Source organism: Streptomyces sp. (genome assembly GCF_036566765.1).
Classification (GTDB): domain Bacteria; phylum Actinomycetota; class Actinomycetes; order Streptomycetales; family Streptomycetaceae; genus Streptomyces.
In genome coordinates this window covers 1-23243 of the sequence record NZ_DATCVQ010000025.1, presented here as the reverse complement: position 1 = coordinate 23243, position 23243 = coordinate 1, and the positions used below count along the sequence as shown (strand labels likewise).

Genomic DNA, 23243 nt, shown 5'->3' with positions numbered 1-23243 from the left:
GGCTGGCGGCGGAGCTGGAGGACAGGGTGGCCGGCGTGTACTCCGACCTGGTGCGCGCCGCGCAGGGTCCGCTGCGCGCGGACGCGGCGGCCGCGCTGCGCGAGGCGGCGGTACGGGCGGCCCGCTGGCGCGGCGGCGACGTAACCTTTCCTGGGCTCGCCGAGCGGGCCTGATCCGGACAGCAAGGGAAACAAGGCACGTATGGGTTTCGAACCGCCGCAGCGACTGGTGCGGGCTCTCGACGAGACGTACGGGGAAGCTGTCGCGGCCGAGTGGATCGGGAAGCTCCCGGAACTCGCCCAGGACACGCTGGAGCATGCCGGACTCGTCGCCGAACGGGTCGTGGCCCCCGGCGGGCGGAGCAGCGTCGTCGTACTCGTCCGGCAGGCGGACGACGCCCCGGCCGCCCTCAAGATCGCGCCGCCCGTCGCCCGGCCGGACCTGGAGCGGGACGCGCTGGCGCACTGGAACGGCTGGGGCGCGGCCCAGCTCCTCGGCGAGACGGAGGAGGGCGGGCTGCTCCTGGAGCGGCTGCACCCCGAGGTGTCGCTGCGGTCGCTGCCGGAGGCGAAGTCGCTGCTCGAGGCGGCCGGGGTGGTGCGGAAGCTGTGGGTGGAGCCCCCGGCCGGGCACGGTTTCGAGTCGGTGGCGGAGCGGACGGCGAGGCAGGCGTCGGCGATGGAGGCCGCACCGGGCGAGGCGGCGGGCGAGCTGGTGGCTGCCGCGCTGGCGGCGCGGAAGGAACTGATCTCCCTCTCCCCCGAGACGCTGCTGCTGCACGGCTGCTTCCGGCAGGGCAAGGTGCTCGTCGGGGACCGCGCGCCGTGGCTGGCGGTCGGCCCGGAGCCGCTGGTCGGCGAGCGCGCGTACGACCTGGCGCGGCTGGTACGGGACCGGGTGGAGGACCTGGTGGCCTCCTCCGCCGGCGCGTCCGCGGCACGGCGGCGGGTGAACAAGCTGGCGGACTCGCTGGAGGTGGACCGGGAGCGGCTGCGCGGCTGGACGCTGTTCCGCGCGGTCGAATCGGCCACGCGGGCGCTGGCGGCGGGCCGGCGGCAGGATGCGGAGCTGCTGCTCGAGTTCGCGGGCTGGCTGTAGGGGAATACCCTTCTAGTAATGCTCGATCGGCTCGGATCCAGGGGGCCGCGATGATCGATGAGCTGCTGGCAGCGGCGGCCGCTACGGCCACCGTGGTGGTGGTGTACGGGGCTGCGGCTGCCCGCGTGGTGAAGCAGTACGAACGGGGCGTGGTCTTCCGCTTCGGGCGCCTGCTCGACGATGTGCGCAAGCCCGGCTTCACGATGATCGTGCCGGTGATCGACCGGCTGCACAAAGTGAACATGCAGATCGTCACGATGCCGGTGCCGGCCCAGGAGGGCATCACCCGGGACAACGTGACGGTGCGGGTGGACGCGGTCGTGTATTTCAAGGTCGTGGACGCGGCGGACGCGCTGGTGCGGGTGGAGGACTACAAGTTCGCCGTCTCGCAGATGGCGCAGACCTCGCTGCGGTCGATCATCGGCAAGAGCGATCTCGACGACCTGCTGTCGAACCGCGAGAAGCTCAATCAGGGCCTGGAGCTGATGCTCGACAGTCCGGCGATGGGCTGGGGCGTCTCGATCGACCGGGTCGAGATCAAGGACGTGTCGCTGCCGGAGACGATGAAGCGCTCGATGGCGCGGCAGGCGGAGGCGGACCGGGAGCGGCGCGCGCGGGTGATCAACGCGGACGCGGAGCTCCAGGCGTCGAAGAAGCTGGCGCAGGCGGCCGGGGTGATGTCGGCCGAGCCGGCGGCGCTGCAGCTGAGGCTGTTGCAGACGGTGATGGCGGTGTCGGCGGAGAAGAACTCGACGCTGGTGCTGCCGATCCCGGTGGAGCTGCTGCGGTTCCTGGAGCGTGCGACACCGCCGCCGTTGCCGTCGAACGCCGCCGCGGCGGTCGAGCCCCCCGTTGCTCAGGACCCCCTGCCGGGCCTGGAGCCCGCCCGCCCGAGCGACGCGTACCTGAAGGGCGTCGCGCACGCGGCGGAAGCGATCGAGGACCTGGCGGGCGCCCCGGTGGAACCGGCCCCGCAGGAGGAGACGCCCTGACGGGTCGGCGACGCAGCGCACACGTGAGGGGGGTGGGGCCCGTAGGGCTCCACCCCCCTCACTACGTGTGCCTGGCTACGTCAGACCGTCAGGCGGGCGAGGGCCTCGTCCACCGTGAGCTCCTCGCGCTCGCCCGTGCGGCGGTCCTTCAGTTCCAGGACGCCTTCCGCCGAGCGGCGGCCGGCGACGAGGATCTTCGGGACGCCGATCAGTTCCGCGTCGGTGAACTTGACGCCGGGAGAGACGCCCGCGCGGTCGTCGACCAGGACGCGGAGGCCCGCGGCGGAGAGCTTCTCGGAGACCTCGAGGGCCAGCTCGATCTGGAGGGCCTTGCCGGCGGCCACCACGTGGACGTCGGCGGGGGCGACCTCGGCCGGCCAGCACAGGCCCTTGTCGTCGGCGGTCTGCTCGGCGAGGGCGGCGACCGCGCGCGAGACGCCGATGCCGTACGAGCCCATCGTGACCCGGACCGGCTTGCCGTTCTGGCCGAGGACGTCGAGCTTGAGCGCGTCGGCGTACTTGCGGCCCAGCTGGAAGATGTGACCGATCTCGATGGCGCGGTCCAGCTTCAGGCCGGTGCCGCACTTCGGGCACGGGTCGCCCTCCTGGACGACCACCACGTCGACGTACGCCTCGACCTCGAAGTCGCGGCCCGCGACGACGTTCTTCGCGTGCATGCCCTCCTTGTTCGCGCCCGTGATCCACGCCGTGCCCGGCGCGACCCGCGGGTCGGCGATGTACGTCACCTTGTCCAGGCCCTGCGGGCCGACGTACCCGCGTACGAGGTCCCCGCGCGCGGCGAAGTCGGCCTCGGTGACCATCTCGACGGTCGCCGGGGCGAAGTGCGCCTCGACCTTGCCCATGTCGACCTCGCGGTCGCCGGGCACGCCCACGGCGACGATCTCGCCGTCGACCTTCACGAGGAGGTTCTTCAGCGTCGCGGAGGCCGGGACGCCGAGGGACGCGGCGAGCGTCTCGATCGTCGGGGTGTCGGGGGTGGGGATCTCCTCGGCGGCCGCGACGGCGGAGCCGTCCACCGGCTTCAGCTCGTAGGCGATCGCCTCGGTGTTCGCCGCGAAGTCGCAGTTCGGGCAGTCGGCGAAGGTGTCCTCGCCGGCCTCGGCCGGGGCGAGGAACTCCTCGGACTTCGAGCCGCCCATCGCGCCCGCGGTGGCGGCGACGATGCGGTAGTCGAGGCCGAGGCGCTCGAACACCCGCCGGTACGCCTCGCGGTGCAGCGCGTACGACTTGGCCAGGCCCTCGTCCTCCGTGTCGAAGGAGTACGAGTCCTTCATCAGGAACTCGCGACCGCGCAGGATGCCGGCCCGCGGGCGGGCCTCGTCGCGGAACTTCGTCTGGATCTGGTACAGGATGACCGGCAGGTCCTTGTAGGACGAGCACTGGTCCTTGACCAGCAGCGTGAAGATCTCCTCATGGGTCGGGCCCAGGAGATAGTCGCCGCCCTTGCGGTCGTTGAGGCGGAAGAGCTCGGCGCCGTACTCGTCCCAGCGGCCCGTCGCCTCGTACGGCTCGCGCGGCAGCAGCGCGGGCAGCGAGACCTCCTGCGCGCCGATCGCGTCCATCTCCTCGCGGACGATGCGCTCGACGTTGGAGAGCACCTTCTTGCCGAGGGGCAGCCAGCTCCAGATGCCGGCGGCGGTGCGGCGGACGTAGCCGGCGCGGACGAGGAGCTTGTGGCTGAGGACCTCGGCGTCCGCCGGGTCGTCGCGCAGCGTCTTCGCCATCAACTGGGACATGCGCTGGACCGGTGCGTTGGCCATGGTTCTCGTACTCCTGCCGGATGGGGTTGCCCCCGCTCGAGCGAAGCCGAGAGTGGGGGATGGTGATGGCTAGGAGGTTAGCCGGGCGGCCCCGGGTCGGAGAAATCAGTTCCTCTCGGCTTTCCGTCGCCTCAGCGGCAGCGGCGCGCCCATCACCGCGTACGGGCGGGCCGCGGACGGGAAGTGGACCAGGCGGGCGAGGTCCGCGTAGCCGAGGCTGCGGTACAGGCCGCGGGCCGGGCTCTCGGTGTCGATGGCCGAGAGGATCGAGCGGGGCTGCTCCGCCCGGTCGGTGATGGTGGTGATCAGCTCGCGGCCGACGCCGCGCCCCTGGTGGGCGGGGTGGACATGGAGCTCGGTGATGACGAAGGACTCGTCGAGCCAGCCCTCGTTGCCGTTGGCCCTCAGATACGGCTCGACGACGGTGGACCACCAGTGGCTGCGGTCGTTGGGCATGCCGTAGACGAAGCCGACGAGCCGCCCTTCGGCGGTGGTCGCGCCGTACGCGCACGCACCGGGGTTGAGCAGGTGGCGCAGCACGATGTGGCGTCGTACGACGATCTCGTCCTGGCTCAGTCCGAAGGCGAGGGCCTGCACGGCGAGGGCCTCGTCCACGCGCTCGGCGAGGTCGACCGGTCCGATCATGACGTCAGCGTCATCCATGCGCGCACCCTACAAGTGGGCTAGAACAGCACGCTCATGAAGGCCCCGACCTCGCGGAAGCCGACGCGGCGGTACGCGGCCCGGGCGGGGGCGTTGTAGTCGTTGACGTACAGGCTGACGACGGGGGCGACGTCGGTGAGGGCGTAGCGCAGCACGGCGGCCATGCCGGTCTCTGACAGGCCGCGGCCGCGGTGCTCGGGGGCCACCCAGACGCCCTGGATCTGGCAGGCCTGCCGGGTCGCGGCGCCGATCTCGGCCTTGAAGACGACCTTGCCGTCCTCGACGCGGGCGAAGGAGCGGCCCGCCGCGACGAGTTCGGCGACCCGGGCCTGGTAGATGAGCCCGCCGTCGCCGGCCATCGGCGAGATGCCGACCTCCTCGGTGAACATGGCCACGCAGGCGGGCATGATCACGTCCATCTCGTCCTTGCGGACCCGGCGCACGAAGGGGTCGGGCTCGACGGAGTCGGAGAGCGCCTCGGTGACCATCAGCGGCTGGTGGGCGCGAATGTCGCGGGCGGGGCCCCAGCCGGGCTCCAGCAGTCGCCAGAGCTGGGAGGTGGCTTCGGCGGGGCCGACGATGGAGGAGCAGCGGCGGCCGATCCGGCGGGCGCGGTCGGCGAAGGCGCGGACGGCCTCGGGGGTGGCGCAGATGGGGACGAGGTTGGCGCCGGAGTAGCACAGGGAGCGCAGCCGGCCGTCGGTGTACCAGCCCCACATCTCGCCGCCGAGCCGCCAGGGGTCGAGCCCCGCGGCCTGGACCCGGGCGGCGACGAAGGCGTTCTCCACCGGCGCGCTGTCCAGGACGGCGAGGGCGGCGCCGAGGTCGCCGGGTTCGAGCACCCTGAGGGTGGTCTGCGTCAACACGAGGGCCGCTCCAGCACTCCTTCGCGGCAACGACAGGATGTCGGCCTGCTGATCTGACGAACTCTACCCGGAGTCCCGACGCGACACCGCTCGTGTACGGAAGGGCCCGTTCCACGCTGGGAACGGGCCCTGAGCAGTCCCGTGGGGCGGTCCTGCCGGCGGTCAGACGCCGATGGCGACGCTGGGCTCCCCCGACGTCACGCCGTCCTTCTCCATCTGCTCGGCGATCTTCAGCGCCTCTTCGATGAGGGTCTCGACGATCTTCGACTCGGGGACGGTCTTGATGACCTCGCCCTTGACGAAGATCTGGCCCTTGCCGTTGCCGGAGGCGACGCCCAGGTCGGCCTCGCGGGCCTCGCCGGGGCCGTTGACGACGCAGCCCATGACGGCCACGCGCAGCGGGACCTCCATGCCCTCGAGGCCGGCGGTGACCTCTTCGGCGAGCTTGTAGACGTCGACCTGGGCGCGGCCGCAGGACGGGCAGGAGACGATCTCCAGGCGGCGCGGCTTGAGGTTCAGCGACTCCAGGATCTGGTTGCCGACCTTGACCTCCTCGACCGGCGGCGCGGAGAGCGAGACGCGGATGGTGTCGCCGATGCCCTCGGAGAGCAGCGCGCCGAAGGCGACGGCGGACTTGATGGTGCCCTGGAAGGCGGGGCCGGCCTCGGTGACGCCGAGGTGCAGCGGGTAGTCGCACTGGGCGGCGAGCTGACGGTAGGCGTTGACCATGACGACCGGGTCGTTGTGCTTGACCGAGATCTTGATGTCGCCGAAGCCGTGCTCCTCGAAGAGGGAGGCCTCCCACAGCGCGGACTCGACCAGCGCCTCGGGGGTGGCCTTGCCGTACTTCTTCAGCAGCCGGGCGTCGAGCGAGCCCGCGTTGACGCCGATCCGGATCGGGGTGCCCGCGGCCTTGGCGGCGTGCGCGATCTCCTTGACCTTGTCGTCGAACTGCTTGATGTTGCCCGGGTTCACGCGGACCGCGGCGCAGCCGGCGTCGATCGCGGCGAAGACGTACTTCGGCTGGAAGTGGATGTCGGCGATCACCGGGATCTGCGACTTCCGCGCGATGGTGGCGAGCGCGTCGGCGTCGTCCTGCGTCGGGCAGGCGACCCGGACGATCTGGCAGCCGGAGGCGGTGAGCTCGGCGATCTGCTGGAGCGTCGCGCCGATGTCGGAGGTGCGGGTGGTCGTCATCGACTGCACCGAGACGGGCGCGTCGCCGCCGACGGCCACGGACCCGACCTGGATCTTCCGGCTCACACGGCGTTCGGCGAGCTTGGTCGGAACGGATGGCATACCGAGAGAAATCGCGGTCATCAGCTGTACAACCCCAAGTGTGGCCTGGCGTGGATCGAGGTCCCGTACGACGGCGGGCTCCGACCTCCGAGGTTACAGGCCCGAGGGCGGGCGGCCGGACACCGCGGGGTGTCCGGCCGCCCGTACGGCCGCGTGCCCGGTCAGGTGATCTTGACCGGATTCACGATGTCGGCGACGAGGACGAGCAGCGTGAAGCAGACGAAGACGCCCGCCACCACATACGCGACCGGCATCAGCTTCGCGACGTCGAACGGACCCGGGTCGGGCCGCTTGACCAGCCGTGCGAAGTTCCGGCGCACCGACTCCCACAGGGCGCCGGCGATGTGGCCGCCGTCCAGGGGGAGCAGCGGGAGCATGTTGAACAGGAACAGCGAGACGTTGAACATCACCAGGACGGACAGCATCATCGACAGGATCCGCTCCGGCGGGGCCTCCACCGTCATGATCTCGCCGGAGATCCGGGCCGCGCCGACGACGCCGACCGGGGAGTCCTGCTTGCGCTCGCCGTCGCCGAAGGCCGCGTCCCACAGGTCGGGGATCTTGCCGGGCAGGGCGATCACCGACTCGACGCCGGACTGCATGAGGTCGCTCATCCGGTCGACGGACTGGCCGAAGGTGAGCGGAAGGACCTCGGTCTTGGAGACGAAGCCCAGGTAGCCGGCCTTCACGGTGTCCAGCGGCTGGACGACCTTGCCGTCCTCGTCCTTCTTCAGCACCTCGTTCTCGATGAGCGTGGGGTGCAGGTCGAGCTGCTTGCCGTCGCGCTCGACGGTGAGGGTGGCGGGGCCGATGGTGTCGCGGATGCGGTCCGAGAGGGTGTTCCAGTCCTCGACCGGCTTGCCGTTGAACGCGAGGATCTTGTCGCCCTTGAGCAGCCCTGCCGCGTGCGCGGGCGAGACCGGGTCGGTCTTGGCGCACTGCTCGCGCTGCTCGCCCTTCGCGCTCTGCTCGATGACGCACTTCTGGACGCCGGCGACCTTGGTGGTCTGCGTCTCGTAGCCGAGGATCATCGAGCTGCCGAAGAAGACCACGGCGGCGAGGATCAGGTTCATGAAGGGGCCGGCGAACATCACGATCACGCGCTTCCACGGCTTGCGCGTGTAGAAGAGCCGGTCCTCGTCGCCGGGCTGGAGCTCCTCGAACGACGCCTCCCGCGCGTCCTCGATCATGCTGCGCCAGGGCGAGGTGGAGCGTGCCTCGATGCGGCCGTCCTTGCCGGGCGGGAACATGCCGATCATGCGGATGTAGCCGCCGGCCGGGATGGCCTTGATGCCGTACTCCGTCTCGCCCTTCTTCCGCGACCAGATGGTCGGGCCGAAGCCGACCATGTACTGCGGCACCCGGATGCCGAACAGCTTGGCCGTGGAGAGGTGGCCCAGCTCGTGCCACGCGATGGAGATGAGCAGCCCCAGCGCGAACAGCACGATGCCGAGAACGGTCAGGAGTGTGGTCATGCGCGCGCCTCCACGATGGACTTCGCCGCCAGTTCACGGGCCCGGGCGCGGGCCCAGGTCTCCGCTTCGAGGACGTCCGACACGGTGAGCGAGGTTCCCGGGGGAGTGCCGTGCTCCGTGACGACGGCGGTGACCGTGTCCATGATCCCGTTGAACGGCAGCCGGCCGTCCAGGAACGCGGTCACGCACTCCTCGTTCGCGGCATTGAACACCGCCGGGGCCGTGCCGCCCAGCTCGCCGACGTGCCGGGCGAGGCCGACGGACGGGAAGGCCTCGGTGTCCAGCGGGAAGAACTCCCACGTGGAGGCCTTGGACCAGTCGAAGGCGGGGGCCGCGTCCGGCACTCGTTCGGGCCAGCCGATGCCGATGGCGATCGGACCGCGCATGTCCGGCGGGGTGGCCTGGGCGAGGGTGGAGCCGTCGGTGAACTCGACCATGGAGTGCACGTACGACTGGGGGTGGACGACGACCTCGATGCGGTCGAAGGGGATGTCGTAGAGGAGATGCGCCTCGATGACCTCCAGGCCCTTGTTCACCAGGGTCGCGCTGTTGACCGTGATCACCGGGCCCATCGCCCAGGTCGGGTGGGCCAGCGCGTCCTCGCGGGTGACGTGCGCGAGCTCCGCGCGGGTGCGGCCGCGGAAGGGGCCGCCTGAGGCGGTGACGACGAGCTTGCGGACGTCCGCGCGGGTGCCTGCGGCGAGCGCCTGGAACAGCGCGGCGTGCTCGGAGTCGACCGGGATGATCTGGCCGGGCTTCGCGAGCGCCTTGACCAGCGGGCCGCCGACGATCAGCGACTCCTTGTTGGCCAGGGCGAGGGTGCGGCCCGCCTCCAGGGCGGCGAGGGTCGGCGCGAGGCCGATGGAGCCGGTGATGCCGTTGAGGACGGTGTGACAGGGGGACGCGGCGACCTGCGTGGCGGCGTCCGGCCCGGCCAGGATCTCCGGAAGGGGCTCGGAGCAGTACCGCTGCGCCAGCGCCTCCTTCAGCTCCGGCACCGTCTCCTCGCGGGCGACGGCGACCGTGGCGACCTTCAGCCGGTGCGCCTGCTCGGCGAGGAGCGCGACCCGGCCGCCGGAGGCCGCGAGCGCGGTGACGCGGAAGCGGTCGGGGTTGCGCAGGACGAGGTCGACGGCCTGGGTGCCGATGGACCCGGTGGACCCGAGGACGACGATGTCCCGGCGGCCTTCGGACGTGTCGAAGGCGATGTGCGGGTCCGCGAGAGGAGAGGGGCGATCGCTCATGCCCCCCATTCTTGCCGCATTCGCCGCGCGGCCCGACAGCGCGTCCCGGTTCGCGTCAGGTTCGGGGGCGTCGGGCCGCGTCGGGCCGGGCGGGATGGGTCAGGCGGGGTGGGTCAGGCGGGATGGGTCAGGCGGGATGGGTCAGGCCTTCGCCGCGCCGCGGAACTTCTCCCACTGCGCGGTGATCACCTCGGCCGGCACTCCCCCGATGTCCTTGGTGTCCGTGATCTCGCCCCGGAAGGACAGCGTGGTGGTGCCGGAGCGGACGACGGTGAGGTACTCGTACAGCTTCAGCGAGCCCTTGACGTCGAGGATGGTGAACCGGAACGCGACCGCCTCGTCGCCGATCTTCGGGGCCGGCAGCGTCTCGACCTTCAGGTACTGCGCCTGCGCGACGGCCCGCTGCTCGGTGAAGCCGCCGGCGCACTGCTTGCCGGCGGCGGTCAGGTTCTTCAGGACGGTCGCGGCGCCGTCCGCACCGTACGCGCGGAGCTGGACGGCGACGGTGGTGCCGACCATCTCGTCCGGGACGTCGACCTTGCGGTGCACCTCGGCGGCCGGGTCGGGGTCGGCGACGTCCTTGGCGAGGCTGACCAGCGGCTGGCAGACGGCCGGCACGGCGGTGTAGGCCTCGCCGAGCGGCGCGCCGAGGGTGTACTCGGAGGCGGTGTACTTCCCGATCTTCTGGCCGTCGGCGAGGGCTGCGGCCTTCAGCTGGGCCTCGGTGAGCGCGCCGGCGGTCGGAACCTGCGGGGTGGCGGAGGCGGGGGCGCTCTCCGAGCCCTTCGGCTTGTCGTCCGGCTCGGGGGTGCTGCTGCAGCCGGTCAGCAGGATCCCCGTGACGACGGCCGCCGCCCCCGCGTTCCACATCCCGTTACGCCCGCCCGTGCGCTTCCCCGTGCCGAACATGCCCTGCCCCTATCGGTGATGATCGTGAACCCGCCCGATTATCTGTGCTCGGGCGGGGTGCTCAGGCGGCGGCCCGGCGGAACGCCTCGAAAACGTGATGGAAGTCGGGGAAGGTCTTGCGGACGCAGCCGGGGTCGTCGAAGGAGATCCCGGGGGTGCGCAGGGCGGTCACGGCGAAGGACATGACGATCCGGTGGTCGCCGTGCGTGGCGATCTCGACCGGGCCGGCCGGGGCGCCGGGGTGGATCTCGATCCAGTCCGGTCCGGTGTGCACGGTGATGCCGAGGCGGCGGAGGTTCTCGGCGCAGGCGTCGAGCCGGTCGCACTCCTTGACCCGGGTGTTGGCGACGTCCTCGATGCGGACCGGCCCGTCGGCGAAGGGCGCGAGGGCGGCGAGGGTCGGCATCGTGTCGGAGATGTCGCGCATGTTGACGGTGAGCCCGCGCAGGGTCCCGGTGCCGCGGACGGTGGTGCCCTCGGCGGTGACCGACACGTCGGCGCCCATGCGGCGCAGCACGTCGACGAAGGCCAGGTCGCCCTGGAGCGCGCCCTCGCCGAGGCCGGGGACGGTGACGGAGCGGCCGGCGTCGAGGGCCGCGGCGGCGAAGAAGTAGCTGGAGGTGGAGGCGTCGGGCTCGACCGGGTACACGGTGGCCTCGTAGCCGGTCGGCTCGACGGTGTACGTGCGGCCGGCGGGGCCGTCCTCGCGGGTCACCCGGGCGCCGAAGGCCCGCATCATCGCGAGGGTGATCTCGACGTACGGCTCCGAGACCAGGTCGGTGACGGTGATGGCGAGGCCCTCGGCGGTGAGCGGGCCGAGCATCAGGAGCGCGGTGAGGTACTGGGAGGACTGGCCGGCGTCGAGGGTGAGCGCGCCGCCCTTGATGCCTCGGGCGGTGACGGTGAGCGGGTGGTGGCCCTCGTTCTCCTCGTGCCGCAGGTCGACGCCGAGGGTGCGCAGGGCGGTGCTGAGCGGGCCGAGGGGGCGGCGGCGCATCTGGGCGGAGGCGTCGAAGCGGTACGTGCCGTGGCCGGCGGCGGCGAGCGTGGGCAGGAACCGGGCGGTGGTGGCGCCGTCGCGGCAGTACACCTCGGCGGTGTCCCGGGCGGGGCCCTCGGGGCGGCCGGTGATGTGCCAGGCGCCGGGCTCCTGCCGGACCTCGTAGCCGAGGGCCTTCAGCCCTTCGGCGAAGCCCTCCGTGTCGTCGGAGCGCAGCGGCTTGAGGAGGGTGGTGGTGCCGCGGGCGGCCGCGGCCAGGAAGAGGGCGCGGGCGGTGACGGACTTGGAGCCGGGGATGTCGATGACGGTCACGCCCGCCATCCTGCCGGGCGCCCCGACCGGGTGGACGGCCGTTCCGCATGGCGGACCGGCCGTCCGTCAAGTCGGTCAGGGGATCTTGCGGTGGGCGTTCTTCTGCGTCGACGGGCCGGGGGTGGCGTCGGCGATCCAGGGGCCGTCGACGGAGGCGTCGACGACGCCCGCCTCCAGCCAGGTGTACGAGCCGTCGAGCACGCCGTCCACGATCTTCCGGTCCACGTCGTCGGTGTTGGCCCAGAGCCGGCCGAACAGCTCCTCCACCCGCAGCCGGGACTGCCGGCAGAACGCGTCCGCGAGCCGGTACGCCTCGCGGCCGTGGTCGTCGGCGGCCCGCAGGTGGGCGGCCCGCACGCAGGCGGCGCTCATCGCGAAGAGCTCCGCGCCGATGTCGACGATGCGGCCGAGGAAGGCCTGCTTGGTCTCCATCCGGCCCTGCCAGCGGGACATCGCGTAGAACGTCGACCGGGCGAGCTTCCGCGAGGTGCGTTCCACGTACCGGATGTGGTGGGCCAGCTCGCCGAACTCCGCGTACGCGCCGGGCACCTGGCCGGGTCCGGCCACGAGCTTGGGCAGCCAGCGTGCGTAGAAGCCGCCCGCCCTGGCCCCGGCCTTCGCCTTGTCGGAGAGGGACTTGTCGGGGTCGATGATGTCGCCGGCGACGGCGAGGTGGGCGTCCACGGCCTCGCGGGCGATCAGCAGGTGCATGATCTCCGTCGAGCCCTCGAAGATCCGGTTGATCCGCAGGTCGCGCAGCAACTGCTCGGCGGGGACGCCCCGTTCGCCGCGGGCGGCGAGCGAGGCGGCGGTCTCGTAGCCGCGGCCGCCGCGGATCTGGACCAGTTCATCGGCCATCAGCCAGGCCATCTCGGAGCCGTACAGCTTGGCGAGCGCGGCCTCGATGCGGATGTCGTTGCGGTCCTCGTCGGCCATCTGGGAGGCCAGGTCGACCATGGCCTCCAGGGCGAAGGTGGTGGCCGCGATGAAGGAGATCTTCACGCCGACGGCCTCATGCTTGGCGACCGGCCTGCCCCACTGCTCGCGGACCGCCGACCATTCCCGGGCGATCTTCAGGCACCATTTGCCGGCGCCGACGCAGGCGGCGGGCAGCGAGAGCCGGCCGGTGTTGAGGGTGGTGAGCGCGATCTTGAGGCCGGCGCCCTCGGGGCCGATCCGGTTCGCCGCGGGCACCCGGACGTCGTGCAGCCGGGTCACGCCGTTCTCCAGGCCGCGCAGGCCCATGAACTCGTTGCGGTGCTCGACGGTGATGCCGGGCGAGTCGGCCTCGACCACGAAGGCGGTGATGCCGCCGCGGTGGCCCTCGGACTTCGGCACGCGGGCCATGACGACCAGCAGGTCGGCGACGACCCCGTTGGTGGTCCACAGCTTCACGCCGTCCAGGACGTACGCGTCGTCGCCGTCCGGCACCGCGGTCGTGGCGAGCCGGGCCGGGTCGGAGCCGACGTCCGGCTCGGTCAGCAGGAAGGCGGAGATGTCGGTGGTGGCGAGCCGGGGCAGGAAGGCGTCCTTCTGCTCCTGGGTGCCGAAGAGTTTCAGCGGCTGCGGGACGCCGATGGACTGATGCGCGGAGAGCAGGGCTCCGAGGGCGGGGCTGACGGAGCCGACGAGGGCCAGCGCCTTGTTGTAGTACACCTGGGTGAGGCCGAGCCCGCCGTACTTGGGGTCGATCTTCATGCCGAGCGCGCCGAGCTCCTTGAGGCCGGTGACGACCTCGTCGGGAACGCGGGCCTCGCGCTCGATGAGCGCGCCGTCGATGCGCGTCTCGCAGAACTCCTTGAGCCGGGCCAGGAACGCCTCGCCGCGGCGCACGTCCTCGGCCGCGGGCAGCGGATGGGGATGGATGAGGTCAAGGCGGAATCGGCCGAGGAAGAGTTCCTTGGCGAAGCTGGGCTTCCGCCAGTCCTGCTCGCGCGCCGCCTCGGCGACCTGTCGCGCTTCTCGTTCGGTGACCTTGGGCCGCTGGGTGGGTGCGGTCATGAGGAGCTCACCTCGCCGCTCGTCGGGGCATTGTGGCTACTCGTCCGTAGTACCCGATTTTCGGGGGTTCGGAAAGACGAGCGGCCGCCCCCGGCGTTGGCGCGGTCTCCTCAGGCGGCTATTTCCACTCGTAGAGCTTGGCGGTGGACGTGCCGTCGTCCTCGACATGGAACTCGAACACAGCGGCGATACCGGGGAGCGCGGCGAATCGGTCGGCGGCGGTCTCGAAGAACAGGGCGCCGCGCCAATCGATCGCGCCCTTCTCGTCGAAGCGTCCGACGCCGGAGCCGTGCCAGGTGACGGTCTCGCCGTCCTGGGTCATGGTGACGCCCTGCCCTTCGCCCCAGAGCGTGCCGTCGGCGCGGAGCACCGATTCGTACGTGCCCATGTCCTTGACCTGGGCGCCCAGGAGCGTGCCGGTCGCCCGGAAGGACGCCTCCATGACGGGGTGACCGCCGTCGGTGGACAGCACCCGGATACCGGTGGTCTCGCCCTGTTCCTCACCTATGAGGTCGCCGAGCATGATGGGACTCCTCTCCGTCCGGCCGATTTCAGGTCGGTCCGATCCCCTCTTCCCGGACTACGCCGGATGGGGGACGCCGTCAAACGGAACGGCGTCCCCCTCGGCGCGGGTGTCAGTTGAGGGCCTCGTCCAGGGTGTGCTGCCAGTAGGTGACCTCCAGCGAGCTGTCGACGTGGACGCCCTTCTTGTCGAGCGCCGGGTGGCCGACCGGGCCGCCGTTCTCGAAGGCGACGGTGAGGGTCTTGGCCGTGTAGCCGTCCGCGCCGCTGCCGTCGGCCGCCGACAGGCGGACGCCCGCGTAGCCGGACTTGCCCGGGGCGAGCGTGATGACCGCCTGCGGGTGGGTGTCCTCGCGCACCGGCGGGACGGCCTGGGCCTCGCCGAACCGGGCGATCGGGTAGCCGAGCAGGTCGCAGTTCGTGTCGCCGGTGTTGGTGACGGTCAGCAGCATGTGGTTGAGCGGGCGGGACACCTCGGTGGCGCTGGTCTTGGTGTTGGAGCCGTCGCAGGCACGGTTGCGGGACTTCGAGCCGGAGCCCTTGCCCGTGGTGCCGGCGGAGCCCGTGGAGCCGCTCTTGCCGTCGGACGTGCCGCCGGACTTCCCCGCGGCCTTCGAGCCGCCGGACGCGGCGGGCGTCTCGCCGCCCGCCGTACCGCCCGGCGTCTTCTTGCCGGCGTCGCCCGAGGAGCCCGGCTGCGCCGGGGACTCGGAGGCGGAGGGCGCGCCGTCGTCACGGACTCCGGCCGCGTCGTTCCCGCCGCAGGCGGTGAGCGTGAGAGCGGCGAGCGCGACCGTCGCGGCGGCGAGGAGGCGGGTACGAGAGGTGCGTGCGGACATGGTGGATCCCCCGTGTTCATCAGTGGCGGACGCAGGCCGTCGGCCGGAGCCCCGGTGCGGCGTGCTTGGATGACCGAAGCTTGTGCGACGGTCCGTCCCACCTGCCAGCTCTGCCGGGGAGTTCGGGACGCTGGAACGTTCGCACGGCTCTGACCTGGGGGAACGCGCTCCCCTGGAACGACGCCCGGGAACGGGAGCGAGGAGTATCGGTGGCGGGGGACGAGTTCGGGGCGCTGCTCGGGGAGCTCAAGGAGCGGTCCGGACTGAGTTACGGGGTGCTGGGCAAGCGGCTCCACATGAGTGGGTCCACGCTCCACCGGTACGTCAACGCAGACGCCGTTCCGACGGACTACGCGCCCATCGAGCGGTTCGCCCGTCTGTGCAAGGCGACCCCCGACGAACTGCTCACCCTGCACCGGCTGTGGCTACGCGCGGACGCGCTCCGCGGACGCAAGGCGGAGCCCGAGGCGGTGGCGACGGCGGAGGCCGTGGCGAAGCCCGAACCGAAGGCGACGCCCGAACCCGCGACGACCGAACCGGAGGCTGTCCCCGACCCGCCGGCCGCTCCTGCGGGCCGTCGGCGCACCGTCGCGCTCGCCGGGGCCGCCGTGGTCGTGGTCGCCGGGGCCATCGCGCTCGCCGTGAACCTCGTGCCCGGCGACGGTCGGGGCGACGGCGAGCGGCAGACCGTGGGCGCCGTGTCGTCCTCCGACGCGGCGGCCGGGAAGCCCTCCGCATCCGGCCGCACCTCCCCCTCGGCCTCGGCCGGCCGGTCCGCGAGCCCGACGCCGTCCGGCTCGGCCGCTGCGACCGCCCCTACGGGCGGGGGCGCCCAGGCCCCGTCCCCCGGCCGGGCCACCGCGCCCAGCGTGGTGGCCGACGCGCACAAGTGGGAACACCCCTGCAGCCAGCACTACCTGGTGAACCGGCCGCCCGCTCAGGTGCCGCCGCCGCCCACGGAGCAGGACGCGCCCGGCTGGGTCGCGGCGCTCGACGCGGTGACGGGCGGAGATCAGCGGGTCGCGCTGACCGTGCAGGGCACGGGGAAGCAGACCGTCGTCCTGGACGCGCTGCACGTGCGGGTGGTGAACAAGAGCGCGCCGCTCGCGTGGAACGACTACAGCATGGGCGTCGGCTGCGGCGGCGACGTGCCGACGAAGAACTTCGCCGTGGACCTCGACTCCGGGCGGCCGGGCGTCACGCCGAAGGCCGGGCAGCGGAACTTCCCGTACAAGGTCAGCGAGTCCGACCCCGAGGTCTTCTACGTGACCGCTCAGGCCCGGGCCCATGACGTCAGCTGGTTCCTGGAGCTGGACTGGTCGAGCGGCGATCAGCGCGGGACGGTCCGGATCGACGACGACGGGCAGCCGTTCCGCACCAGCGGCCGGCTGGGCCGCCCCGGGTACGACTACCCGCTGGGCGGCAGCGAGTGGATCGAAGCCCCGAAGAACTGAGAGAGAGCCGAAGACGGCCGGAGCCCCCGCACAGTGGGCTCCGGCCGTCGGTCTCGGCGGGTACGGGCGTTGCGCCCGTATCGGGTGTTAGAGCGCCAGGCCCGTGAGGACCAGGACGCGCTCGTAGGTGTAGTCGTCCATCGCGTACTTGACGCCCTCGCGGCCGACGCCGGACTTCTTGGCGCCGCCGTACGGCATCTGGTCGGCGCGGTAGGACGGGACGTCGCCGACGATCACGCCGCCGACCTCCAGGGCGCGGTGGGCGCGGAAGGCGGTCTGCAGGTCGTGGGTGAAGACGCCGGCCTGGAGGCCGAAGTCCGAGTCGTTGACCGCGGCGAAGGCCTCGGCCTCGCCGTCGACCTTGGCGACCGTGAGGACCGGGCCGAAGACCTCGGCGCGGGCCAGGGTGACGCCGGCGGGCAGGTCGGTGAGGACGGTCGGGGCGTACGAGGCGCCCTCGCGCTTGCCGCCCGCGAGCAGCTTCGCGCCGGCCGCGACGGCCTCGTCGACCCAGGCCTCGACGCGCTTGGCGGCGTTCTCGTCGACCAGCGGGCCGACGTCCGTGGCGTCGTCCGTCGGGTCGCCGGTGACCTGCGCCTCGACGGCCGCGACGATCTTCGGCAGCAGCCGGTCGTACACGGCGGCGTCGGCGATCACGCGCTGCACGGAGATGCAGGACTGGCCGCCCTGATAGTTGGAGAAGGTGGCGATGCGGGTCGCCGCCCAGTCCAGGTCCGCCTCGGAGGCCCAGTCGCCGAGGACGACGGCCGCGGCGTTGCCGCCGAGCTCCAGGGTGCAGTGCTTGTGCGGCACGGACTCCTGGATGGCGTAGCCGACCTTGTCGGAGCCGGTGAAGGAGATGACCGGGAGGCGCTCGTCCTGGACGAGGGCGGGCATCCGGTCGTTCGGCACGGTCAGGACGGACCAGGAGCCGGCCGGCAGGTCGGTCTCGGCCAGGATCTCGCCCAGGACGAGGGACGAGATGGGGGTGGCCGGGGCCGGCTTGAGGATGATCGGGGCGCCGACGGCGATGGCCGGGGCGACCTTGTGGGCGCTGAGGTTCAGCGGGAAGTTGAACGGCGCGATGCCGAGCACGACGCCCTTGGGGATCCGGCGGGTGAGGGCCAGCCGGCCGACGCCGCCGGCGTCGGTGTCCAGGCGCTGCGCCTCGCCGCTGTTGAAGCGGCGGGCCTCCTCGGCGGCCCAGCGGAACACGGAGACGGCGCGGCCGACCTCGCCGCGGGCCCACTTGAGGGGCTTGCCGTTCTCGGCGGAGATCAGCTGGGCGATCTCCTCGGTGCGCTCGGCGAGCCGCTTCGACACGTGGTCGAGGGCGGCGGCGCGGACGTGCGCCGGGGTGGCGGCGAACTCGTCCACGACGGCGTGGGCCGCGGCGACGGCCTCCTCGACCTGGGCCTCGGTGGGCACGCTGACCTTGCCGACGAGCCGGCCGTCCCAGGGGGACGTGACGTCGAAGGCGGTCTCGCCGGTGGCCTCGCGGCCGGCGAGCCAGAAGGCGTGGGTGGCAGTCATTGCGGGCCCGGCCCTTTCGTGTGCGGTCGTCGCGGAGTGGTGCTCGCGCTTGTCTGGATTCACGTTAGGGCCGTGCGCGCCGTCGAGCGTTTATCCGCGATGGAGTGGTGGCGGCGGGCGGATCGCCGGATTGTCCGATGCGCGCCCGGCCGGGTCCGTCAGCCGCGCCGTTCGGTGGACACGATGAGGCAGACGCCGCCGACCACGATCGCGCCGCCGACCACGATGGGCAGGCTCAGGGCCTCGCCGAGGACGACCGCGCCGAGCAGCACGGCGACGACCGGGTTGACGTACGCGTACGTGGCGACCAGGGAGAGCGGGGCGCGCTGGAGCAGCCAGGCGTACGCGGTGAAGGCGATGAGCGAGCCGAAGACGACGAGGTAGGCCCAGGCGACCCAGGAGCGGGTGGAGACGGCGTCGAGGTCGAGGCCGTGCTGCTCGCCGCGGATCAGGCCGAGCGCGGCGCAGGCCAGGCCGCCGACGATCATCTCGTACGCGCTGGCGGCGAAGGGGTTCGCGGGCATCGGGATCCGGGAGGACGAGAACGAGCCCACGGACCACAGCAGGGTGGCGACGACGACCAGGACGACGCCGCTGATGCGGACGTCGCCGGCGAGGCCGGGCAGGGTCAGGACGGCGAGCCCGGCGAGGCCGAGCAGGACGCCGACGACCCCGCCGAGGGTGGGCCGCTCGCCGAAGCAGGCCTTGACGAGGACGACCCAGGCCGGGACGACGGCGATGAGGAGCGCGGCGAGGCCGGAGGGCACGGAGGTCTCGGCGAGGACGACGAGCCCGTTGCCGCCGAGGAGCAGCAGCACGCCGACGAGCGCGGCGGAGGCGAACTGCCGCCGGTCGACCTTCAGCGCCGCGGGTCCCTGCCGCCACGCGATGATCCCGGCGAGCAGCAGCCCCGCGGTGACGAACCGGGACCCGGCGGACAGGAACGGCGGCATGGTCTCGACGACGACCCGGATCCCGAGGTACGTCGACCCCCACACCACGTACACGATCCCGAGCGCGGCCCATATCGCCCCGGTGATGCGCCGGGGGGCGGGGGTGTCGGCGGGGGTGGAGGGGGTGACGTCGGAAGGGGGCTGGACCTCGGTGGCCGGATCGACGGCAGGGCTTGTCATGATCAGGAGATTAGGGACTCAGCCGCCGAATGACCAAAGATTTTGCCCGAGTTCGGGCAGCGAACGCGCACTTCAGTGCGGACACGCGTGCGGTACGGGTGCGTGCGGTACGGGTCAGGAGCCCTCGGTGTCCGCGCCTGTCGCCTTCAGCGCGAGCCAGAGCTCCATGCGGACGTCCGCGTCGTCCAGGGAGCGGCCGAGGATCTCCTCGACCCGGCGCATCCGGTAGCGCAGCGTGTGCCGGTGCACGCCCAGGTCCGCCGCCGCGGCGTCCCACTGGCCGTGCCGGGAGAGCCAGGCGCGCAGCGAGGCGACCAGGTCGCCGCGGCCCGTCGCGTCGTGCTCGCGCAGCGCGCGGAGCATGCCGTCGGCGAAGGCCCGTACCGCGTCGTCGGCCAGCAGCGGCAGCACCGAGCCCGCCGCCAGCTCCTCGTGCTCGACCAGCGCGCGGCCGCGCCGCCGCGCCACCGACAGCGCCTGCTCGGCCTGCTTGTACGCCGCGCTCGCCGCGATCGGTCCGCTCGGCGCCGACAGGCCGACCACGACCCCGGCGTCCTCCGCCTCCCGCGCGGCGTACCCCTCGCACGCCGCGACGACGGCCCCGCCGTCGCCCGCCAGGACCACCAGCCGGTCCTCGCCCTCCGGCACCACGAGGACCGTCTCGCCCGCCCGCGCCGCCGCCGACTCCAGCGCCTCGGCGAGCACGTGAAGGGGCGGCTCCGCGTCCCCCGCCGCTACGCCCGCCGGGTCGGCGATCAGCAGCCGGAACGGGGCGTCGAGCAGCCCGCCGTACAGGTCGCCCGCCACCGCCCGGGCGTGGTCCGGCTGGCCGGACAGCAGCATCCGCAGCACCGCCGCGCCCAGCCGCTGCTCGGCCGCCTGGAGGGAGCGCGACCGCTCCGTCGTCAGGGTCAGCAGCGCGATCGCCGAGTGCACCGCGTACCGCTCGGCCGTCCCCAGCGGCGCGCCGGTGCCCACCGCGAGCGCGCCCCGCACCCGCCGCCCGCTGCCGAGCGACTGGAGCTCCACCCGGTCGTCCGTGCCGCCGACCACCGCGCTGGCGGGGGCAGGCCGCTCCCGCAGCCGCTCCACGTCCGCGGTTAGACGGGCGGCCCGCCGGGCAGCCCAGTCGGGCGACACCGCGAGCACCGCGCCGGAGGCGTCGTACAGCGCGGCCCAGCCGTCGACGTGCGCGGCCAGCCGGGCGACCACCGCGTCCGGGCCCTCCGCGAGCGCCGCGCGGGTCAGCTCGCGCTGCGCCTCGAAGCCGGCCGTCACGGCCCGGTACTGGTCCGCCGCGATCGCCGCCGAGACGGCCTTGCTGATCGCCAGGAAGGGCGTGCGGCGCGGCACCTCCAGGAGCGGCAGCCCCTCCTCGCGCGCCGCGTCCACCAGGGCCTGCGGGATGTCCTCGTAGTTGACGCCGATGGCGAACCCGAGCCCGACCACACCGGCCCCGACCAGCCGCCGCACGTACCGCCGGGTCGCCTCCGGGTCCTCCGCGTCCAGGGTCAGCGCGGTGGTGAGCAGCAGCTCGCCGCCCTCCATGTACGGGACGGGGTCGGCCAGCTCGCTGACGTGCGCCCAGCGCACGGGCGTGTCGAGCCGGTCCTCACCTGCGCGGACCGTCAGTTTGAGGGCGGAGTGCTGAACGAGCGAGGCAAGGGTGGGCGGCATGGACCGTCGGGACCTTTGAGCAGAGGACTGCCTGAGCAGCGGGAAGACGCCGTTCCACGGAGCGGCGCGCCCCCCGATTGTGCCAGGGCGCACCCGCACGCGCGCCCGGTCTCGCGTACCCGCGCCGTGTCCCGGCGCGCGCGCCCTCGGCGACCGGGCTCAGCCGCGCAGGTCCACGAGGAGCGGTGGCGTGTTCTCGCCGCGTACGTGGGTCAGTGACAGCACCGCGTGACCGGCCGGCACCTCGTGCGCCAGCTCGGACGCCGACCAGCGCTCCCGCTCCACCTCGCGCACGGTCACGGCGTCGGTGGTCACCGCCTTGCCGGTGATCTTCTTCCGCAGGGCATGTAGGGCGCGGGTCATCGGCTGGTCGGCGAAGACCGTGTGGTGGGCCACCTCGGTGGTCTCCACCCGTTCGGTGCCCCATGCCTCGGCGAAGGCCCGCCCGTCCCAGGTGGTGATGCCGGCGAAGGCCATCCGGCAGCCGACCGCGGCGAGGAGCTGCCCGTGCAGCGCCTCGGGCACCTCCCCCAGGGTCCGCAGCGCGAGCACGACGCCCGCGTTCTGCGGCCGCAGCCGCGCCAGCGCGCGCACCGTGCCCGGGGTGAGCGCACCCGCCGCGTCGTCGAGGACGAGGCAGACGAAGTGCCGGCGGCCGGTGTCCGCCCGGGCCACCGTCTGGAACTGGGCCAGCAGCAGCCGGGCCAGCAGCCGGCCGGTCTCCTCGTGCCCGCCCTCCGGCAGCGTCACGCGCACCCGCAGCGGATGCGTGGCGACGGCCCGCAGGGAGAACGGCCGCGCCTCGCGCCCGCCGCCGAAGAACTCGGCGAACGCGGGCCGGTCGAGCGAGGCCAGCCGGTCGGCGAGCGCCGGACCCACGTCGGCCGCCGTGCCCACCTGCCGGATCCGGGACTCCAGCTCACGCCGCATGCCCGACGCGCCGTCCGCCGGCAGCAGGCCGAGCAGGGCCTGAAGCGTCTCCGCGCGGCCTTCGAGCAGCTCGCGCAGGGCCGGCACGGTCGGGAAGCCTCCGTGCGCCTCCCGGTACGGGCCGATCAGCTGGGCGAGGGCGGTGGCGGCGCGCCGGGTCTCGACGCCCTCGACGTCGCCGACCAGCCCCTCGGCGAGGATCGCGGCCGCCTCGTCCGGGTCGGCGGCCCCGGCGTACAGGTCGAGGTCGTGGCGGGAGGCCGGGTCGCCGAGCCGGACCACCACGTCGTACGCGTCGTCCGGGCCCAGCGGCGCGCCGGGCGCGCCGACGGCGACGACGGCGCAGGCCCCGGTGAGCGCCTGAAGCGTGAGCGACTCGACCACGGGCCCGGTCAGGCGGCGGGTCTTGCCCGCGCCGGACGGCCCCACGGCGAGGAGCGAGGTGCCGAGCATTCCGGAGTCGAGGGCCAGGCCGGCCCCGTGGTACGCGTACGGGCTGCGCTCGGCGGCCGCGTACCGGCCGATCCGGACCTGGCCCACGAGCAGGTCGTGCTCGGCCGCGCGGCGCGGCAGGTCGCGGCCGCCGGAGGGGTGCAGGGCCGCCGCGCCGCCCTGGCCGATCACCGTGTCCACGAAGGAGGCCCGCCGGCCGGCGGCCTGCTTCCAGGCCCGGCGGACCCGGGCGCAGTCCACGTCGTTCATCCGCCCGGCGCGCAGCTCGGCGGCGAGCAGATCGGCCGCGCGCTGCTCGCCGGCGGCCCGCAGCTCGGGCCACTGGGAGGCGGGCGTCTGCGGGGTCACGGCGGCCGGGCGGGCGGATCGCGAGGAGCGGCTGCGCCACCGGCGGACGAGCGGGACCCAGCCGCCGACGCGGGCGAAGGGCCAGACCACGGCGGCGGTGATCAGCGCGTACAGGGGATAGACGAGGAACGGAGAGGTGAGCACGGAGTAGCCGTCGCCGATCAGGACGACGAGGGAGAGCACGGGCTGGGCGATCGGCAGCGGGTCCCAGCCGACGCCGAAGGCCGACGGCCAGACGAAGACCAGCGCGGCCAGCGCGCCGGCCGCGGCGAGCGCGGCGCGGGTCGGCGGGCCGAAGCGGTCGAGGTAGTGCCGGATCACCTTGCCCCAGGAGCCGAGGCGGGCGACCGCGTACACGATGGCGAGGAAGATGACGCCGCTGTAGACGACATGGGCCTCCGCGCCGTGCCAGTCGCGCGGCGAGGTGGTGCCGGGGTGCCACCAGTCCTGGGGGGTGAGCGTCTGCAGGGGGATCCACAGATACGGGACGGTGCCGCGCCGCCACGCGGACCAGAGGATCAGGCCGACGGCCAGCGGGATCAGCAGCCCGGCGACGGTGATCGGCGCGAGCCGGGCGGGCTCCCGGGGCGGCGGCGGCACGTGCCGGAACCGCCAGATGCCGAGCCCGGCCCGCGGCCGCGGCGCGTCCAGCCACGCGACGACGGGCTCGCCGGGCCCGGCGGCCTCGGGGGCCCGCTGGGGCGGGGGCGGGAC

19 protein-coding genes are annotated in these 23243 nt (G+C 73.1%); 4 read left to right on the top strand and 15 right to left on the bottom strand.

The genetic code is table 11. The annotated features are described in order from the left end of the window. From VIU94_RS01245 to VIU94_RS01235, 3 genes are all read left to right on the top strand, one after another. On the top strand, positions 1 to 173 hold a 173-nt coding region (locus tag VIU94_RS01245; RefSeq protein WP_331906553.1), incomplete at its 5' end, for a DUF4439 domain-containing protein. A 28-nt stretch (positions 174 to 201) separates the two neighbouring features. Next, entirely contained in the window at positions 202 to 1098 is an 897-nt protein-coding gene (locus VIU94_RS01240; RefSeq protein WP_331906549.1) for an aminoglycoside phosphotransferase family protein, read from the top strand. A gap of 50 nt (positions 1099 to 1148) precedes the next feature. Continuing rightward, positions 1149 to 2090 carry a slipin family protein gene (locus VIU94_RS01235; RefSeq protein ID WP_331906547.1) on the top strand — a complete coding sequence of 314 codons (942 nt, stop codon included), beginning with the start codon at positions 1149 to 1151 and terminating at the stop codon, positions 2088 to 2090. Between the two features lie 80 nt (positions 2091 to 2170). On the opposite strand, the gene VIU94_RS01230 is transcribed toward VIU94_RS01235, so the two are convergent. From VIU94_RS01230 to VIU94_RS01180, 11 genes are all read right to left on the bottom strand, one after another. After that, positions 2171 to 3871, bottom strand: coding sequence for a proline--tRNA ligase (locus VIU94_RS01230; protein ID WP_331906545.1), 1701 nt, complete (start codon positions 3869 to 3871; stop codon positions 2171 to 2173). 105 nt (positions 3872 to 3976) lie between these two features. Then, on the bottom strand, positions 3977 to 4534 hold the full coding sequence (locus tag VIU94_RS01225; protein WP_331906543.1) for a GNAT family N-acetyltransferase: 558 nt from the start codon (positions 4532 to 4534) through the stop codon (positions 3977 to 3979). Between the two features lie 20 nt (positions 4535 to 4554). Continuing rightward, positions 4555 to 5400, bottom strand: a complete 846-nt coding sequence (locus tag VIU94_RS01220; RefSeq protein ID WP_331906541.1) for a GNAT family N-acetyltransferase — start codon at positions 5398 to 5400, stop codon at positions 4555 to 4557. A gap of 162 nt (positions 5401 to 5562) precedes the next feature. Further along, a complete protein-coding gene (gene ispG / locus VIU94_RS01215; RefSeq protein ID WP_331906539.1) occupies positions 5563 to 6720 on the bottom strand; it encodes a flavodoxin-dependent (E)-4-hydroxy-3-methylbut-2-enyl-diphosphate synthase in 1158 nt (385 codons plus the stop codon). A 140-nt stretch (positions 6721 to 6860) separates the two neighbouring features. Next, entirely contained in the window at positions 6861 to 8174 is a 1314-nt protein-coding gene (locus tag VIU94_RS01210; RefSeq protein WP_331906537.1) for a M50 family metallopeptidase, read from the bottom strand. Continuing rightward, a complete protein-coding gene (gene dxr / locus VIU94_RS01205) occupies positions 8171 to 9418 on the bottom strand; it encodes a 1-deoxy-D-xylulose-5-phosphate reductoisomerase (protein WP_331906535.1) in 1248 nt (415 codons plus the stop codon). Before dxr ends, VIU94_RS01210 begins: the two co-directional genes overlap by 4 nt. Positions 9419 to 9559: 141 nt before the next feature. Beyond that, a complete protein-coding gene (locus tag VIU94_RS01200) occupies positions 9560 to 10327 on the bottom strand; it encodes a hypothetical protein (protein ID WP_331906533.1) in 768 nt (255 codons plus the stop codon). Between the two features lie 61 nt (positions 10328 to 10388). Then, positions 10389 to 11639, bottom strand: coding sequence for a 3-phosphoshikimate 1-carboxyvinyltransferase (gene aroA, locus VIU94_RS01195; RefSeq protein ID WP_331906531.1), 1251 nt, complete (start codon positions 11637 to 11639; stop codon positions 10389 to 10391). A gap of 75 nt (positions 11640 to 11714) precedes the next feature. Further along, positions 11715 to 13640 (bottom strand): acyl-CoA dehydrogenase family protein, encoded by a 1926-nt coding sequence (locus VIU94_RS01190; RefSeq protein ID WP_331906529.1) that lies wholly within the window; start codon positions 13638 to 13640, stop codon positions 11715 to 11717. Between the two features lie 118 nt (positions 13641 to 13758). Next, positions 13759 to 14163, bottom strand: coding sequence for a hypothetical protein (locus VIU94_RS01185; RefSeq protein WP_331906527.1), 405 nt, complete (start codon positions 14161 to 14163; stop codon positions 13759 to 13761). Positions 14164 to 14275: 112 nt separating this feature from the next. Then, complete coding sequence (locus tag VIU94_RS01180) at positions 14276 to 15001, bottom strand: DUF4232 domain-containing protein (RefSeq protein ID WP_331906525.1); 726 nt, start codon at positions 14999 to 15001, stop codon at positions 14276 to 14278. Positions 15002 to 15210: 209 nt separating this feature from the next. Between VIU94_RS01180 and VIU94_RS01175 the strand changes: the two genes are divergently transcribed. Then, positions 15211 to 16455: a helix-turn-helix domain-containing protein gene (locus tag VIU94_RS01175; RefSeq protein WP_331906523.1), complete on the top strand. Its 1245-nt coding sequence runs from the start codon at positions 15211 to 15213 to the stop codon at positions 16453 to 16455. An 87-nt stretch (positions 16456 to 16542) separates the two neighbouring features. On the opposite strand, the gene VIU94_RS01170 is transcribed toward VIU94_RS01175, so the two are convergent. From VIU94_RS01170 to VIU94_RS01155, 4 genes are all read right to left on the bottom strand, one after another. Next, positions 16543 to 17988 (bottom strand): aldehyde dehydrogenase family protein, encoded by a 1446-nt coding sequence (locus tag VIU94_RS01170; protein ID WP_331906521.1) that lies wholly within the window; start codon positions 17986 to 17988, stop codon positions 16543 to 16545. Positions 17989 to 18146: 158 nt separating this feature from the next. Further along, positions 18147 to 19121: an EamA family transporter gene (locus tag VIU94_RS01165; protein ID WP_331906519.1), complete on the bottom strand. Its 975-nt coding sequence runs from the start codon at positions 19119 to 19121 to the stop codon at positions 18147 to 18149. Between the two features lie 114 nt (positions 19122 to 19235). Further along, a complete protein-coding gene (locus VIU94_RS01160) occupies positions 19236 to 20798 on the bottom strand; it encodes a PucR family transcriptional regulator (RefSeq protein ID WP_331906517.1) in 1563 nt (520 codons plus the stop codon). Between the two features lie 159 nt (positions 20799 to 20957). Next, positions 20958 to 23243: ATP/GTP-binding protein (locus tag VIU94_RS01155; RefSeq protein ID WP_414720862.1), on the bottom strand; the 2286-nt coding region annotated here is incomplete at its 5' end.

What these genes read in the sequence shown, in the direction of transcription:
- VIU94_RS01240 (WP_331906549.1), top strand. Translation starts at nt 202, where the DNA reads ATGGGTTTCGAACCGCCGCAGCGACTGGTGCGGGCTCTCGACGAGACG.
- VIU94_RS01235 (WP_331906547.1), top strand. Translation starts at nt 1,149, where the DNA reads ATGATCGATGAGCTGCTGGCAGCGGCGGCCGCTACGGCCACCGTGGTG.
- VIU94_RS01230 (WP_331906545.1), bottom strand. Translation starts at nt 3,871, where the DNA reads ATGGCCAACGCACCGGTCCAGCGCATGTCCCAGTTGATGGCGAAGACG.
- VIU94_RS01225 (WP_331906543.1), bottom strand. Translation starts at nt 4,534, where the DNA reads ATGGATGACGCTGACGTCATGATCGGACCGGTCGACCTCGCCGAGCGC.
- ispG (WP_331906539.1), bottom strand. Translation starts at nt 6,720, where the DNA reads ATGACCGCGATTTCTCTCGGTATGCCATCCGTTCCGACCAAGCTCGCC.
- VIU94_RS01210 (WP_331906537.1), bottom strand. Translation starts at nt 8,174, where the DNA reads ATGACCACACTCCTGACCGTTCTCGGCATCGTGCTGTTCGCGCTGGGG.
- dxr (WP_331906535.1), bottom strand. Translation starts at nt 9,418, where the DNA reads ATGAGCGATCGCCCCTCTCCTCTCGCGGACCCGCACATCGCCTTCGAC.
- VIU94_RS01200 (WP_331906533.1), bottom strand. Translation starts at nt 10,327, where the DNA reads ATGTTCGGCACGGGGAAGCGCACGGGCGGGCGTAACGGGATGTGGAAC.
- VIU94_RS01190 (WP_331906529.1), bottom strand. Translation starts at nt 13,640, where the DNA reads ATGACCGCACCCACCCAGCGGCCCAAGGTCACCGAACGAGAAGCGCGA.
- VIU94_RS01185 (WP_331906527.1), bottom strand. Translation starts at nt 14,163, where the DNA reads ATGCTCGGCGACCTCATAGGTGAGGAACAGGGCGAGACCACCGGTATC.
- VIU94_RS01180 (WP_331906525.1), bottom strand. Translation starts at nt 15,001, where the DNA reads ATGTCCGCACGCACCTCTCGTACCCGCCTCCTCGCCGCCGCGACGGTC.
- VIU94_RS01170 (WP_331906521.1), bottom strand. Translation starts at nt 17,988, where the DNA reads ATGACTGCCACCCACGCCTTCTGGCTCGCCGGCCGCGAGGCCACCGGC.
- VIU94_RS01165 (WP_331906519.1), bottom strand. Translation starts at nt 19,121, where the DNA reads ATGACAAGCCCTGCCGTCGATCCGGCCACCGAGGTCCAGCCCCCTTCC.
- VIU94_RS01160 (WP_331906517.1), bottom strand. Translation starts at nt 20,798, where the DNA reads ATGCCGCCCACCCTTGCCTCGCTCGTTCAGCACTCCGCCCTCAAACTG.